Origin of the sequence: Arthrobacter sp. zg-Y40 (assembly GCF_020731535.1) — a bacterium.
Taxonomy (GTDB): domain Bacteria; phylum Actinomycetota; class Actinomycetes; order Actinomycetales; family Micrococcaceae; genus Arthrobacter_B.
In genome coordinates this window covers 25,785-41,134 of sequence record NZ_JAJFZS010000009.1, presented here as the reverse complement: position 1 = coordinate 41,134, position 15,350 = coordinate 25,785, and the positions used below count along the sequence as shown (strand labels likewise).

The following is a 15,350-nucleotide window of genomic DNA, read 5'->3' as shown; positions in this document are numbered from 1 at the left end:
CGCTATGACAAATGCAGGAAGGCCACCCCGCGGGGTGGCCTTCCTGCATTTGTACGGTGAATCCTCAGCGGATGCTCAGATGCTGTCTTGGTTTACGCGACCGGGCGCCGCATCACGCGGTTGCGCACACTGCCCGTGTCCATGAGGTTCTTCAGCAACGCATCAAAGGTTCCGGAGGCCTGCTTGGCGGATTCACCGGGCCAGTGGTGGACGGAATGCGCTGCACCCTGAATCTGCTGCCAGTTGGCCTGCTCGGCAATGGTGGGGCTCAGCAGCAGATCACCGAACATCTGCTTCATTTCAGCCAGCCGGAAAACATGCTCATTGGAACTGGGACGGACCCGGTTGGCAATGATCCCCGCCGGAGCGAGGTTGGGAGCGAACTCCTCCCGGAAAAGTTCAAGGGCACGCATGGTCCGCTCGGTTCCGGCAACGGAAAACAGGCCGGGTTCGGCAACCAGCAGCACCCGGTTGCTGGCGGTCCATGCCATGCGGGTCAGCCCGTTCAGGGACGGCGGGCAGTCGATGAGGACCAGCCCGTAGCCGGTGACCCGGGAGAGCAGGTTGGTCAGGCGGCGGAGATCCCGCTTGCCCAGATCCGGGCGGTCGTAGATGCCCGAATAAGCCGAGCCCATGGCAACGTCCAGCACGGGGCGCTTGCCGGTGTCCTTGGCCAGGCGGCGGGCGTTCTCCACCCAGCCGCTGGGCACCACGTTGTCGCTGAACTGGACCCGGCGGGGACTGCGCAGCATCTCGCCGATGCCCAGCTGGTTTCCCGCACTGACGCCCAGGCCCGTGGTTGCATCAGCGTGCGGGTCCAGGTCCACGACCAGGGTCGGAATGCCCGCGGCCAGCGCGGCGGATGCCAGACCCAGAGTGACGGAGGTCTTGCCGACGCCGCCCTTCAGGCTGCTGATGCTCACTACTTGCACTTGTTGAACCAAAACCTAACGTGTCTAGGAATCACTGGAGGCTGCACACTCATTCTATGTGACGGACTACGGTTACCCTCGCATCAGGGATTTGCAGGGGTGGCGCTTACACTGGTGCCACAGTGTGAGCCCCGGCACGGTCCAGGCAGCGCTGTTCTCCCGGAGTTGCGCCCGCAGGTGGGCTTCGGTGCGTTCTGCCGATGGCGCGACAGCGTAGGTAGAATCCGATACAGGCGGTACTGTCCAGGTGCCCCAGCCCGCAATAGACGCAGGAGACCCATGTTCTCGAAGATATTGGTAGCCAACCGGGGCGAAATCGCCATCCGTGCCTTCCGGGCGGCCTATGAACTCGGTGCCAAGACCGTAGCCGTATTTCCGCACGAGGACCGCAACTCCATTCACCGGCAAAAGGCCGACGAGGCCTACCTGATCGGTGAAGAGGGGCATCCGGTCCGGGCGTATCTGGATGTGGACGAAATCGTCCGGGTGGCCAAGGAGTCCGGCTGCGACGCTATCTACCCCGGTTACGGCTTCCTGTCGGAAAACGCGCAGCTGGCCCGGGCCGCGGCCGACGCCGGCATCACCTTTGTGGGTCCCGCCGCCGACATCCTGGAACTGGCAGGCCATAAGGTCCATGCCCTGAACGCAGCCCGGGAAGCGGGTATCCCGGTCCTGCGCTCCACCCAGCCCAGCGCCGACGTCGAGAAGCTGCTGGGTGAGGCGGAGGACATCGGCTTCCCCATTTTCGTTAAGGCCGTCGCGGGCGGAGGCGGCCGCGGAATGCGCCGCGTGGATACCGCGGACAAGCTGCCGGAGGCGCTGCAGGCCGCCATGCGCGAGGCGGAGACCGCATTCGGTGATCCCACCGTCTTCCTGGAACAGGCGGTGCTGCGCCCCCGGCACATTGAAGTGCAGATCCTGGCGGACAACGAGGGCAATATTGTGCACCTGTTCGAGCGGGACTGCTCGCTGCAGCGCCGCCACCAGAAGGTGGTGGAAATTGCCCCGGCGCCCAACCTGGACGAGAACATCCGGCAGGCGCTTTACCGCGACGCGGTGAAGTTCGCCAAGGCACTGAAATACGTCAACGCCGGAACCGTCGAGTTCCTGGTGGACACCGTGGGTGAGCGGGCCGGCCAGCACGTCTTTATCGAGATGAATCCCCGCGTGCAGGTGGAGCACACCGTCACGGAGGAAATCACCGACGTGGACATTGTCCAGTCCCAGCTGAGGATCGCGGCGGGGGAGAGCCTGGCGGACCTGGGCCTGGCACAGGACGAGCTGCAGGTGCGCGGTGCCGCACTGCAGTGCCGGATCACCACCGAAGACCCGGCCAACGGCTTCCGTCCCGACGTTGGACGGATCACCGCGTACCGGTCAGCCGGCGGCGCCGGAGTGCGGCTCGACGGCGGCACGGTCTACGCAGGTGCCGAGATCAGTCCGCACTTCGACTCCATGCTGGTGAAGCTGACCTGCCGGGGCCGGACCTACCCGATTGCCGTGAACCGTGCCCGCCGGGCGCTGGCCGAGTTCCGGATCCGCGGGGTGGCCACCAACATTTCCTTCCTCCAGGCCGTGCTGGATGATCCTGATTTTGTGGCCGGCGACGTTGCCACCTCCTTCATCGAGGAACGCCCCGAGCTGCTCAACGCGCGCGGCTCCGCGGACCGCGGCACCAAACTGCTTAATTGGCTGGCGGACGTTACCGTCAACAAGCCCTACGGCGAAGCAGCCGTCCACATCGACCCGGCAGAGAAGCTCCCGTCCCCGCTGCCGGAGGCTCGGCCGGGCTCCAGGCAGCGGCTGCAGGAGCTGGGCCCGGAGGGTTTTGCCGCGGAGCTGCGCAGGCAAACCGCGCTGGCCGTCACCGACACCACCTTCCGCGACGCACACCAGTCGCTGCTGGCAACCCGCGTGCGGACCCGTGACCTTGTCGCCGCCGCACCGGCAGTGGCAGCACTGACACCGGAGCTGCTCTCCGTGGAGGCCTGGGGCGGTGCCACGTACGACGTCGCCCTCCGCTTCCTGGGCGAGGACCCCTGGGAGCGGCTGGCCGCACTGCGGCACGCACTGCCCAACGTATGCATCCAGATGCTGCTGCGCGGCCGCAATACCGTCGGTTACACCCCGTACCCCACGGAGGTTTCGGATGCCTTCGTGGAGGAGGCCGCAGCCACCGGCGTCGACATTTTCCGGATCTTCGACGCGCTCAATGACGTCTCACAGATGGAACCGGCCATCCAGGCCGTCCGCAGGACCGGAACAGCCGTGGCCGAGGTGGCGCTTTGCTACACCGCAGACATGCTCAACCCTGATGAGACGCTCTACACGCTGGACTACTACCTGGACCTGGCCCAGCGGATGGTGGACGCCGGCGCGCACATTCTGGCCATCAAGGACATGGCCGGGCTCCTCCGCCCGGCCGCTGCCGCGAAACTGGTGTCAGCCCTGCGGGAGCGTTTCGACCTGCCCGTGCACCTGCACACCCACGACACCGCCGGCGGACAGCTCGCCACGCTGCTGGCGGCGGCGGAAGCCGGCGTGGACGCCGTCGATGTTGCCAGCGCGCCGCTGGCCGGAACCACCAGCCAGCCGGCCATGTCCTCACTGGTCGCCTCGCTGACCAACACCGAACGTGAGACCGGTATCAGCTTGGCGAACGTAGGGGCGCTGGAGCCCTACTGGGAGGCAGTGCGCCGGGTCTACGCACCGTTCGAGTCGGGCCTGGCCGGACCCACCGGGCGGGTCTACATGCACGAGATTCCCGGCGGGCAGCTCTCGAACCTCCGCCAGCAGGCCATCGCGCTGGGGCTTGGCGAGCGGTTTGAAGCCATCGAAGACATGTACAGCGCCGCAGACCGGATCCTGGGCCGCCTGGTGAAAGTCACGCCGTCGTCCAAGGTCGTGGGGGACCTGGCCCTGCAGCTGGTCGGTTCCAATGTCTCTCCGGAAGACTTCGAGGAGAACCCGCAGAACTACGACATCCCGGATTCGGTGATCGGCTTCCTCAGCGGTGAACTCGGCGACCCGCCGGGAGGCTGGCCCGAGCCCTTCCGGACCAAGGCGCTGCAGGGACGCGAGGTCAAGCCCCGCCGCGTTGAGCTGACGGAGGTGGACAAGGCCGGACTGCAGGCGGATTCCGCCACGCGGCAGGAAACCCTGAACCGGCTGCTCTTCGCAGGCCCGGCGAAGGAATTCGCCACGGTCCGGGAAACCTACGGCGACGTTTCCGTGCTGGAAACCCGGGACTACCTGTACGGGCTGCGCCGAGGTGAGGAGCATGTCATTGAGCTGGAGAAGGGCGTAAAGCTGATTGCGGCCCTGGACGCGGTGTCCGAACCCGATGAGAAGGGCATGCGTACGGTCATGACCACGCTCAACGGGCAGATGCGGCCCGTCTCGGTCCGGGACCGGAGCATCGAGAGCTCCAGCAAAACGGCGGAGCGTGCCGACCCGGCCGAGCCCGGGCACGTCGCTGCTCCGTTCGCCGGAGCCGTCACCGTCACGGCCAAGGAAGGCGCCGAAGTGGCCGCCGGGGAAACGGTGGCCACCATTGAGGCGATGAAGATGGAAGCCTCCATTACGGCACCTGTCGCCGGCACCGTGGAGAGGGTGGCCATCTCCACCGTGGAGCAGGTCCAGGGCGGGGACCTCCTGCTGGTGATCGCACCCAAGTGAGGTCCGCGGAAATGTACCGGCGGTGCCGACTGCCTAGACTGGGGGAGTGACCCACTACGATCTAGCCATCATCGGTTCAGGCTCCGGCAACTCCATAATCACCCCGGATTGGGACGGCAAGCGGGTGGCCGTCATTGACGGCGGCACGTTCGGGGGGACGTGCCTGAACGTCGGATGCATCCCCACGAAGATGTTCGTATATCCCGCCCAGCTGGCGGCCGCCGCTGCCGACGGCGTCCGGCTGGGCGTGGATACGTCCATGCAGGGGGTCCGCTGGCGGGAGGTCCGGGACCGCATCTTTACCCGCATCGATGCCATCTCCGAGGGCGGCCGGCGGTACCGGGACGAGGAACTGGACAACGTCACGCTGTACAGCGAGAACGTACGCTTCACCTCCCCGCACGCCTTGGTCACCGAGTCGGGGGAGAAGATCACCGCTGACCGGATCGTTGTGGCTGCCGGTTCCCGTCCGGTACTTCCGGACACCCCGGGCATGGACCTGCCGCAGGTGCACACCTCCGACACGGTCATGCGCATTGATGACCTGCCTGCCCGGGTACTGATCATCGGCGGGGGATACATTGCGGCCGAATTCGGTTTCGTTTTCTCGGCACTGGGGTCCCGGGTCACCATGGCCGTCCGCTCGGAGGCGTTTCTGCGCTCCCTGGACGGCACCCTATCCGAGCGCTTTACCGCAGAAGCAGCCAAGCAGTGGGACCTGCAGCTGAACACCACCGTGGATTCGCTGAAAGAAAACGCCGACGGTTCCGTACACGCCGTGCTCAGCAGCCCGGGCGGCACCCGGGAACTGGACGTGGACCTGGTGCTGGCCGCTACCGGGCGCAAGCCGAATACCGACCGGCTGGACATAGCCGCGGCCGGTTTCGACGCCACGCCGGACGGACGGCTCGCGGTGGACGGGTTCGGCCGGGTGCTGTCCGGCGGAGAACCGGTGCCGGATCTTTGGGCCCTGGGCGATATAAGCAGCCCCTACCAGCTCAAGCACGTAGCCAACCATGAGGCCCGCGTGGTGGCCCACAACCTGGTGCACCCCGATGACCTGCGGGAGATGGACCACCGGTACGTCCCTGCGGCAGTTTTCAGCAGCCCGCAGATCGCCAGCGTGGGAATGACCGAAGAGCAGGCCTGCGCCGACACCGAAGCCCGGGGAGTGGAACTCGCCCTGGCGGTGCAGGAGTACGGCTCAACGGCGTACGGCTGGGCCATGGAGGACTCCACCGGCTTCGTCAAGCTCCTGGCTGAAAAGGAAACCGGCCGGCTGCTGGGCGCGCACATCATGGGTCACGAGGCCTCCATGCTGATCCAGCCGCTGGTCCAGGCCATGGAATTCGGGCTGGACGCAGCGACCATGGCCCGCGGCCAGTACTGGATCCACCCGGCCCTGACCGAAGTTGTGGAGAACGCGCTGCTCTCGCTCAAGACAAACGAAAAGCCGGGCAGGAACCGCCTTTAAGGGGTTCCTACCCGGCCGGCAGGCAAGGATCAGACGCGCTGCCCGCTGTAGATCTCGTCAATCACTTCGGAGAAGTCGCGCAGCACCTGGGCACGCTTGATCTTCAGTGACGGGGTGAGGTGCCCGCTTGACTCGGTGAAGTCCGTGGGGACCACCCGGAACACCTTGATGGCCTCGGCCTGGGAGACCTTCTTGTTGGCCCGGTCAACCACGGCCTGGAGTTCCGCCTGCAGCTCGTCGGTCTTGGCCACCTCGGTCACCGTCATGCCGGCCGGCAGCTTGTGCCGTTCCAACCAGCCTGGCAGTGCTTCTTCATCCACAGTGATCAGCGCGGAAATAAACGGCTTGGCGTCGCCGACCACCACGCACTGGGAAACGATGGCGTCTGCACGGATTGAGTCCTCCAGCTGGGAGGGGACCACGTTCTTGCCGCCGGCGGTGACAATGATTTCCTTCTTGCGGCCCGTGATCTTCAGGAAGCCGTCCGCGTCCAGCTCGCCGATATCCCCGGTGTGGAACCAGCCGTCGGTAAAGGTTTCCGCCATCAGTTCCGGGCGCTTGTAGTAGCCCTTCATCACGCTGATGCCCTTGGCGAGGATCTCGCCGTCGTCGGCGATCTTGACGCTGTTGCCCGGCAGCGGCGCCCCCACCGTGCCGAGCTTGACCAGCTGCGGGGTGTTGGTGGTCAACGGGGCGGTGGTTTCGGTGAGGCCGTAGCCTTCGAGCACCAGCAGGCCGATCCCGTGGAAGAAGTGCCCCAGCCGCTCACCCAGGGGAGCACCGCCGGAAACGGCATACTGCACCCGTCCGCCCATGGCCTCGCGGATTTTTCCGTAGAGCAGCCGGTCGAACACAGCGTGCTTGAGCTTCAGGGACAGCGGTACCTTGCCTTCCTGCTTGGCGCGGGACCATTCCACAGCGGTGGCCACACCGGCGTGGAAGATCTTGCCCTTGCCGCCGTCTTCGGCCTTGAGCATGGAAGCGTTGAAGACCTTTTCCAGCACGCGCGGAACCACCAGGATGAACGTGGGCTTGAAACTTTGCAGGTCCGGCAACAGGTTCTTCACGTCGGGGGTATGGGCAACGGTGGCACCGGTGCCCACGCTGAGTACCGAAATAAAACGGGCAAGCACATGGGCCAGCGGAAGGAACATGATGGTCTGGGAGCCCTCACGGGCAACTTCAGGCTCGGCCAGCTCGGAGTTCTTCGTCAGGTTCACGAAGTTGGCGTGCGTAAGTTCGCAGCCCTTCGGCTTCCCGGTGGTGCCGGAGGTGTAAATGATGGTGGCGAGGTCTTCCATGGTGGCCGTAGCGCGGCGGACCTCGAGATCTTCGTCACTGACGGACGTGCCGGCGCTGCGAAGCGTATCAAGTCCGCCGCCGTCGATCTGCCACACGTTTGCCACTGCGGACAGGTCTTCATCGGCGGCCGCCTGCCGGACAATGTTCTCGTGCCGGGCCGCTTCGACCACGATACCCACGGCACCGGAGTCGCTCAGGATCCAAGCGACTTGGGACGGGGAGGATGTCTCATAGACCGGAACCGAAACGGCTCCGGCGAACCACAGGGCAAAGTCAACCAGCGTCCATTCGTACCGGGTCCGGGACATGATGCCCACGCGGTCCCCGGCCTTTACTCCCGCGGCCACAAAGCCCTTCGCCAGGGCACGGACGTCCTTGGTGAACTCCGTGGCGCTGATGCGCTGCCATTCGCCCTGGCCGTCCCGGACAGCAAACAGCGCCGGGTTGCTCGGCTTGGCAGCCTGGTCCAGCAGCATGTTGGTGATGTTTGTCTGCGGCGGGGATTCCGCTAGGACGGGAACGCTGAATTCTCGCACGATAGCTCCTTTGATATCCGGTAGGCCCGTAGGCACTGCCAGCCTATAACGTAGATCACACTTCTGTACCCGTCGGTAACCTTGCGGATCGATAACGTTCGTGCCACCCCTCTTGCAGTTTCCCTAGAATAGGTTTCTGATGCGTTCCGTTACCCCAGCACCTGTTCCCCGTCCCGCCTCCCCGTTGCAGCGCCGTCCCGACGCGGCCGGGCCTTTCCGTACCCGCCGGCCCATGCGCCTGCCCAACCGGATGCGCCGCCGCGGACTCGCGATCGGCATTGATATCGGCGGCACAAAGGTGGCAGGCGGCCTGGTGGACGGCGACGGGCGGGTCCTCCGGCAGGCCCGCCGCCTGACTCCCGGGCATGATCCGCGCGAGGTCGAAGCGGTCATTGTGGATTTGGTGCAGGAACTCTCCGCGGACCATCATGTCTGGTCCGTTGGCATAGGCGCGGCCGGTTGGATGGACCTGGCCGGCAGCACCGTGCTGTTCAGTCCGCATCTGGCCTGGCGCAATGAGCCGCTCCGCGAAAACCTGGAACGGCTTCTGCGGCGCCGCGTGTTCCTGGTCAACGACGCCGACGGCGCGGCCTGGGCCGAGTACCGGTTCGGTGCGGGGGCGGGGGAGAGCAGGATGGTCTGCGTCACCCTGGGCACCGGGATAGGCGGCGCCATGGTGATGGACGGGCGGCTGGAGCGCGGCCGCTTTGGCGTGGCCGGCGAGTTCGGACACCAGATCATCATGCCCGGCGGCCACCGCTGCGAATGCGGCAACCGCGGCTGCTGGGAACAATATGCTTCCGGCAATGCCCTTGGCCGGGAAGCCCGTGAACTTGCGGCCGCCAACTCGCCGGTAGCCCAGGAAATCCTGCGGGCCGTGGACGGCAACATAGGGGACGTGACCGGGGCAGTGGTCACGCGGCTGGCCCTGGAAGGAGATCCGGCGTCGATCGAGCTCCTCGACGAGGTGGGGCAGTGGCTGGGCCTGGGCCTCGCCAACCTTGCAGCCGCCCTGGATCCGGGAATGTTCGTGATCGGCGGCGGCGTCAGCGATGCAGGAGACCTGATGCTGGAACCTGCACGGCGTTCGTTCGCCCGCAACCTCACCGGCCGGGGCTTCCGCCCCGCGGCCCGCATGGAGCGTGCCGCACTGGGACCAGCGGCCGGACTGATCGGCGCCGCAGACCTCTCCCGGATAGCCGCGCGCCGCTGAACCGCGGCGGTGGGGCAGACCCCGGCGGCATTGCCCGCCGCGCTCCGTCACGGGAGCGGCGGGCGCACTGCTGCGCCTAGACGGCCGCGCCGTCGTCGCCCTCATCGCGGTACTGCGGCAGGCGGAACAACAGGTAGCCGGCCGAGCCGACAAAAACGGCAACGGTGCCGAGGATGACGGCCAGCGGAGCGCTGCGCCAGAACATGGCGAACACCAGCAGGAGCAGCGGCCCGCCGACGGCGCCCAGCCAGGCAAGCACCACCGTCGGTTCGCCGAGGCCCAGCGGCGGCGGTTCCGGCGGAACAAACGCACCATCCTGCTCGTCGGGGACAGCGTAGTCCCGCGGCCCGCCCGCCAGCGCCTGGTTCTCGAAAAGGGCCCTGGTGCGTTCAGCCGGCGATGCCGTGCCGGGGGACGCGGGAGCCCCGGAGGCTTCCGGGCCGGGATCCGCCGGCGGGGACGGCCGGGTATCCGGTGCGGGGCCGGCGTCGTCCATGTGTTCCAGGCGGGCCACCAGATCCTTCCAGACCTCTTCGTCGGTGGACTCGTTGTGCTCGGGTTCGCGTTCACTCATGTCCGGACCCCGGCGCTAACCCGTTGGATGAACTCGTGCGAACGGACAAAAATCAACAGCGAATCGTGGTCCATGGTTGCCACGTGGTAGCTGTTTTCCAGCGGAACCACTTCCAGCTCGGCGTTCACCAGCCTCCGGCGCAGCAGGTCCATGCTGGATTCCGGGACCACCGCATCCGTCCGCGAGCGGAAGGCCAGTACGGGGGCGGTGACGGCCGGCAGGCTGGCCGCCGTGTCCCGGAAGAGACGGCCGAGCTGCTGAACGGCTGCCACCGGGGTCCGGGCATAGGCGCCCTCGTCCTGGCCCGGCAGCCGGATGTCATTGCCGATGGCGGGAACCGATTTGAGTACATACTTGAGCACCCCGGAATACCGGGCACGCGGGTCGCCGAAGGTGAGGCCGGGATTCACGACGGCGGCACCGGCCACCGGCTGGCCGGCCGCCAGGCGCAGGGCCAGGGCGCCGCCCATGGACAGTCCGGCAGATACAACACACCGGGTCCGGGCACGGAGAGAGAAGTACGCGTCCTCGTATTCCTCATACCAGCGCTGCCAGGGCGTCACGGCAAGTTCCTGCCAGCTTGTCCCGTGGCCCGGCAGCAGCGGCAGCTCCACGGCGTATCCCTGATGGGCGAGATGGCGTGCCCATGCCGCCATGCTCACCGGGGAACCGGTGAATCCGTGGCTCAGGAGCACGCCCACACCCGCGTTGGGACCGTGCCCCTCATAGGAGAAGGCAGCAGCGCCGGGGAGGGAAGTCATATCTCTATGGTTGCATTAGAGGGCGCTTTTTCCACCCCAAAAGGGGCAAACTATTCGTAGGCGCCGTTCGCTGAAATTAACCAGCGGGGTGGGGCGCGCATACAGTAGAGTCTGGGGAACCAAACAGGTCCCTAGCTTTGCCTTGTCCGGACGGGAGATCAAACCGCGTGTTCTATTGGGTGATGAAGACGATATTCATCGGGCCGGTGGTAAATCTTCTCTTCAGGCCTTGGGTTAAGGGAATGGACAACATCCCCGAATCCGGTCCTGCCGTCCTGGTGAGCAATCACCTGTCGTTCTCAGATTCGATTTTCCTTCCGCTGGCCGTGCCCCGGCCGGTGAGTTTCCTGGCGAAAAGTGACTACTTCAACGGCAAAGGCCTCAAGGGTAAACTCACGGCTGCTTTCTTCCGGCTTTCCAACCAGCTGCCGATGGACCGTTCCGGCGGTGCCGCCTCCGCATCCTCGCTGAAGGCAGGCGTGGACGTTCTGGAGAACGGCGGCCTGCTGGGTATTTACCCCGAGGGAACCCGCAGCCCCGACGGCCGTCTCTACCGCGGCAAGACCGGTGTTGCCAAGCTTGTGCTCTCCACCGGGGTACCGGTGATTCCGGTGGCCATGATCGGTACTGACAAAGTCCAGCCGATCGGACGCAGGATCCCCAACATCCGCCGGATCGGCATCATTGTGGGACGGCCGCTGGATTTCTCCCGCTATGCCGGGCTTGAGAACGACCGTTTTGTCCAGCGTGCAGTGACCGATGAAATCATGTACGAACTGATGCGGCTGTCCGGCCAGGAATATGTCGACGTGTACGCAAGCACCGTCAAGGAACAGCTGGCCGCCCGCAAGGGCGGAAAGGCGGCGGAAGCCCGTGGCGCGGCAGTACGGCTTTCCGCCGGCAAGGGGGCCGGTCCCGCAACCGGCGGCTCCGAACTGCCAACCGAGTCCGGGGACAAGCTGCCCGGAACCGTTACGGTAATCGGTTCGGCCAAGGGATCCCGGGATGCTGCCCGGGGGAAGCAGGGGAAGCGCGCCGCCGATGCGCCGGAGCCCGACGGCGGCACAGGCCGCGCGCGCCGTTCACACACCGCCTAGGGGCGGGCCCACGGCGGCACCGTGTTGCGCTGTGTCCGGCGGAATATGACGTTCTTGTTTGTTCCCTGCAGGCAGCCAGTAGGATTTAAGCCGTGACGTACACACCCGTAGACAGCGACTCCACTCCTACAACCCTTTCCGGTGCGGCAGCAACTTCCGCCAGCCACCCCGAACTGGATAACTGGCGCTCCCTCCCGATCGGCCAGCAGCCGTCCTGGCAGGATGATCCCGGGTATAAGGCCGCCATCGATGAACTGTCGATGGTTCCGCCGCTGGTGTTTGCGGGCGAAGTGGATGTCCTGCGGTCCCGTCTGGCTGAAGCCGCGCAGGGGAGGGCCTTCCTCCTGCAGGGCGGTGACTGCGCAGAGACCTTCCAGGCCGCGACCGCCGATAAGATCAGCGCCCGCGTACGGACCCTGCTGCAGATGGCCGTGGTGCTGACCTACGGCGCCTCGGTGCCGGTGATCAAGATGGGCCGCATGGCAGGCCAGTTCGCGAAGCCGCGCTCCTCCAACGACGAGACCCGGGACGGCGTGACGCTGCCGGCCTACCGCGGTGACATGGTCAACGGCTATGAGTTCACGCCTGAGTCCCGCAGGCACGACCCGGCCCGCATGGTCCGGGCCTACCACACCTCTGCCTCCACGCTGAACCTCATCCGTGCCTTCACCCAGGGCGGGTTCGCGGACCTTCGGCTGGTGCACCACTGGAACAAGGGTTTCACCTCCAACCCGGCACACTCGCGCTACGAGTCACTTGCCCGGGAAATCGACCGTGCAGTGCGCTTTATGGAAGCATGCGGGGCCGATTTCGAAGCCCTGAAGCGGACCGAGTTCTTCGCCAGCCATGAGGCCCTGCTCCTTGACTACGAACGTGCGCTGACCCGGGTGGACTCGCGGACCGGGCAGCCCTATGACACGTCAGGGCATTTCCTGTGGATCGGGGAGCGGACCCGCGACCTGGATGCCGCGCATGTGGACTTCCTGTCCCGGGTGCGCAACCCCATTGGCGTTAAGCTCGGCCCCTCAACAAGTGCCGAGGACGCACTGGCCCTGATCGACAAGCTCGATCCGAACCGCGAGCCCGGGCGGCTGACCTTCATTACCCGGATGGGCGCGCGCAACATCCGCGAGAAGCTGCCGCAGCTGGTGGAGAAGGTCACTGCCTCCGGTGCCCAGGTCCTGTGGGTCACGGATCCCATGCACGGGAATACCGTTACATCTCCCAACGGGTACAAGACCCGCAACTTCGATGACGTGATGGATGAAGTCCGCGGCTTCTTTGAAGTCCACGACTCCCTGGGCACGTTCCCGGGCGGGATGCACGTGGAAATGACCGGCGACGACGTCGCAGAGTGCCTGGGCGGTGCCGATCCGATTGACCAGGAAGCCTTCGCGGAGGGCTATGAATCGGTGTGCGACCCCCGCCTGAACCACATGCAGTCACTGGAGATGGCGTTCCTGGTGGCCGGAGCCCTGTCCGGCAGGGGCCAGTAACTCCCCGCCGGCCGGGGAGGATTGGCTCCTCCCCGGCCGGCATACCCAAAGCCGGCTAAACCACCTTCAGGGTGATGGTGGAACCTTCCGGTGCCGTTCCGGCGCCGGGCTCCTGGTCACGGACCAGGCCGAGCAATCCGCCCAGCAGGTTTTCGACCTGGACGCTGAATCCGCGGCTTTCCAGATCTGCCTTGGCATCCTCGGCCCGGCGCCCCACATAGTTGGGTACCTCGACCATCCGGGGGCCGAGGGAAATAGTCAGGGTCACCGTTGAACCGCGTTCCAGAAGGCCCGACGCTGGTGTCTGCGACACCACGGCACCGGCAGGAACAGTGCTGCTGTTGACCTGTTCGGGCGAAACAGCGGCGGTGAGCCCCGCGGCCTCTATGGCCTTCACCGCGGCGTCCCGGCTTTGTCCCGTCACGGCGGGGACCTCAACCGGGGCCGGGCCCTTGGATACGGAGACGTTTACAGGCGTGCCCTGGCGGAGCTCCGTGTCGGGCAGCGGATCCTGGCTGATGATGTTGCCGGACGCCACGTTTTCGCTGTACTCCTCCGTGACCGTACCGAGTGCCAGGCTGGACTCGGACAGGTCTGCCTGTGCAGCCTCGAGGTTGCGCTGTACGAGGTTGGGCACGGAAAACAACTGCGGTCCCTTGGATACAAGCAATGTGACCGGCCGGAAGCGGCGGACCTCCAGGGTTGCGGCCGGATCCGTGCCCACGGCAAGCCCGGCCGCCACCACCTCGTCGTACACCTCGTTCGTGGTGTAGGACAGTCCGGCATCACCGAGCTGCGCGCCGGCCTCTTCCACGGAAACGTTGCTGACGTCGGGCACGGAAACGAGTGCTCCAGGCCCGGCGCCGAAGAACCAGCCGGCGAAGGCTGCTCCGGCCAGCAGGAGAGCTATCAGCACCCCCAGCAGGATGCCGCGGCGCCGGGATTTGCCGCTGCGCAGGGATACCTGCGGACGTCGGGCTTCCCGATCGCTCTCGCGCAGCCGGTCGCGGTCGTGGCGCTTGTCCAACCGGCGCCTGGCGCGGGCACTGAGCCCCTCGTCGTCGTACCCGTCATCGTCTCCGTAGTCCGCGCTGTCGTCGTCCTCGTCGTCGTCTTCGTCTGCGGGCCCGTGTCCGGAGAAGCCGCCGGCCGGGAAAACGGTGGTGTCATTGTCGCTTCGGCGGATCACCTCTGTGTGGTTGCTTCCCGAAGCGGGCGGACGAAGGTCGGAGGTGTCGATGATGCTGGTGGCACCTGCTGCGGAAAGCACCTCGGTGGCACCGGGAGGCATCTTCGGGAGTGCCGGCAGGGCCTGGGTGGCGGCGCCGGGGGAGCCAACGCCGGCACCGGCGGGCGGGCAGTGGAAGTCCAGTTCCGCATCGCTCAGGGACGTACGGATATGCCGCAGTTCCCCCAGCAGCGCCCGGCCGTTGACCGGACGGTCTTCCGGGTCCCGGGCCGTGCACCAACGGACAAGTTCGTCGAGATCCTCGGCAAGTCCCGGGCAGAGGACGGAGGGTGCCGGAACGGTGGAATGGACATGTGCGAAAGCCACCTGGATGGGTACCTCGCCCGTGTACGGCTGGCGCCCGGTCAGCATCTCGTACAGCATGATGCCGGCCGAGTACACATCGCTGCGCTCGTCCGCTACGGCCCCCGTCACGAGTTCTGGTGCCAGGTAGGCAACGGTTCCCACCAGGGTTCCGGTATTGGTGCTGGTGGAGACGGCCCGGGCAAGGCCGAAGTCGGCAATCTTGATCCGGCCGTTCTCCGCCAGGAGGACGTTCTCCGGCTTGACGTCGCGGTGGACCAGGCCGGCGTCGTGCGCAGCCGCGAGTCCCTCAACTACGGCGTCCATCAGTGCCAGGGCCAGCCGCGGGGACAGGGAACCCCGCTCATCGAGCAATCCGCGAAGGGTGCGTCCCGGCACGTACTCCATGACCAGGTAGGCGAGGTCCTCGGTAATGCCCTGGTCCAGTACGCCCACAACGTGGGGGTGGGACAGCCGGGCGGCGGACTTGGCTTCGCTTTCGAAACGCCGCAGGAATCCACGGTCTGCGGCGAGGTGCGGATACAGCACTTTCAGCGCGACGTCGCGGTCCAGCCGGCGGTCGGTGGCGAGGTAGACGGAGGACATGCCTCCGCGCGCAATCAGGGACCGGACGTAGTAGCGCTCGTCTACCAGCGTCTCAACGAGGGAGTCTTTCAGGGGCTCTTGCACTCTTCGATCCTAATGGGGGTAGGCGAAAGGGTCCGGATCGACACCCGATCCGGACCCTTCGCTGCG

The 15,350-nt window shown here is 66.1% G+C and carries 10 protein-coding genes; 5 read left to right on the top strand and 5 right to left on the bottom strand.

Translation table 11 applies throughout. The annotated features are described in order from the left end of the window. Positions 1–92 precede the first annotated feature (92 nt). Complete coding sequence (locus LJ754_RS11155; RefSeq protein WP_227910823.1) at positions 93–932, bottom strand: ParA family protein; 840 nt, start codon at positions 930–932, stop codon at positions 93–95. A gap of 279 nt (positions 933–1,211) precedes the next feature. On the opposite strand from LJ754_RS11155, the gene LJ754_RS11150 reads away from it, so the two are divergent. Next, on the top strand, positions 1,212–4,610 hold the full coding sequence (locus LJ754_RS11150; RefSeq protein WP_227926621.1) for a pyruvate carboxylase: 3,399 nt from the start codon (positions 1,212–1,214) through the stop codon (positions 4,608–4,610). A 46-nt stretch (positions 4,611–4,656) separates the two neighbouring features. Beyond that, a complete protein-coding gene (locus tag LJ754_RS11145; RefSeq protein WP_227926620.1) occupies positions 4,657–6,084 on the top strand; it encodes a mycothione reductase in 1,428 nt (475 codons plus the stop codon). A 29-nt stretch (positions 6,085–6,113) separates the two neighbouring features. On the opposite strand, the gene LJ754_RS11140 is transcribed toward LJ754_RS11145, so the two are convergent. Continuing rightward, the gene (locus tag LJ754_RS11140; RefSeq protein WP_227910826.1) at positions 6,114–7,922 is read right to left on the bottom strand and encodes an AMP-dependent synthetase/ligase; all 1,809 of its coding nucleotides are present in this window, start codon (positions 7,920–7,922) and stop codon (positions 6,114–6,116) included. 139 nt (positions 7,923–8,061) lie between these two features. Here LJ754_RS11140 and LJ754_RS11135 point away from each other — a divergent pair, with 139 nt between their 5' ends. Beyond that, positions 8,062–9,135, top strand: coding sequence for an ROK family glucokinase (locus tag LJ754_RS11135; RefSeq protein WP_442860123.1), 1,074 nt, complete (start codon positions 8,062–8,064; stop codon positions 9,133–9,135). Between the two features lie 76 nt (positions 9,136–9,211). On the opposite strand, the gene LJ754_RS11130 is transcribed toward LJ754_RS11135, so the two are convergent. Together LJ754_RS11130 and LJ754_RS11125 are read right to left on the bottom strand one after the other, a co-directional pair. Continuing rightward, positions 9,212–9,709 carry a hypothetical protein gene (locus LJ754_RS11130; RefSeq protein ID WP_227926619.1) on the bottom strand — a complete coding sequence of 166 codons (498 nt, stop codon included), beginning with the start codon at positions 9,707–9,709 and terminating at the stop codon, positions 9,212–9,214. Next, entirely contained in the window at positions 9,706–10,470 is a 765-nt protein-coding gene (locus LJ754_RS11125) for an alpha/beta hydrolase (RefSeq protein WP_227926618.1), read from the bottom strand. The genes LJ754_RS11130 and LJ754_RS11125 overlap by 4 nt, the downstream gene beginning before the upstream one ends. 167 nt (positions 10,471–10,637) lie before the next feature. Between LJ754_RS11125 and LJ754_RS11120 the strand changes: the two genes are divergently transcribed. Together LJ754_RS11120 and LJ754_RS11115 are read left to right on the top strand one after the other, a co-directional pair. Then, positions 10,638–11,567 (top strand): lysophospholipid acyltransferase family protein, encoded by a 930-nt coding sequence (locus LJ754_RS11120; protein ID WP_227926617.1) that lies wholly within the window; start codon positions 10,638–10,640, stop codon positions 11,565–11,567. A 92-nt stretch (positions 11,568–11,659) separates the two neighbouring features. Then, positions 11,660–13,063 (top strand): class II 3-deoxy-7-phosphoheptulonate synthase, encoded by a 1,404-nt coding sequence (locus tag LJ754_RS11115; protein ID WP_227926616.1) that lies wholly within the window; start codon positions 11,660–11,662, stop codon positions 13,061–13,063. 55 nt (positions 13,064–13,118) lie between these two features. On the opposite strand, the gene LJ754_RS11110 is transcribed toward LJ754_RS11115, so the two are convergent. Further along, positions 13,119–15,284, bottom strand: a complete 2,166-nt coding sequence (locus LJ754_RS11110) for a Stk1 family PASTA domain-containing Ser/Thr kinase (RefSeq protein ID WP_227926615.1) — start codon at positions 15,282–15,284, stop codon at positions 13,119–13,121. Positions 15,285–15,350 lie beyond the last annotated feature (66 nt).

What these genes read in the sequence shown, in the direction of transcription:
- LJ754_RS11135 (WP_442860123.1), top strand. Translation starts at nt 8,062, where the DNA reads ATGCGTTCCGTTACCCCAGCACCTGTTCCCCGTCCCGCCTCCCCGTTG.
- LJ754_RS11125 (WP_227926618.1), bottom strand. Translation starts at nt 10,470, where the DNA reads ATGACTTCCCTCCCCGGCGCTGCTGCCTTCTCCTATGAGGGGCACGGT.
- LJ754_RS11150 (WP_227926621.1), top strand. Translation starts at nt 1,212, where the DNA reads ATGTTCTCGAAGATATTGGTAGCCAACCGGGGCGAAATCGCCATCCGT.
- LJ754_RS11130 (WP_227926619.1), bottom strand. Translation starts at nt 9,709, where the DNA reads ATGAGTGAACGCGAACCCGAGCACAACGAGTCCACCGACGAAGAGGTC.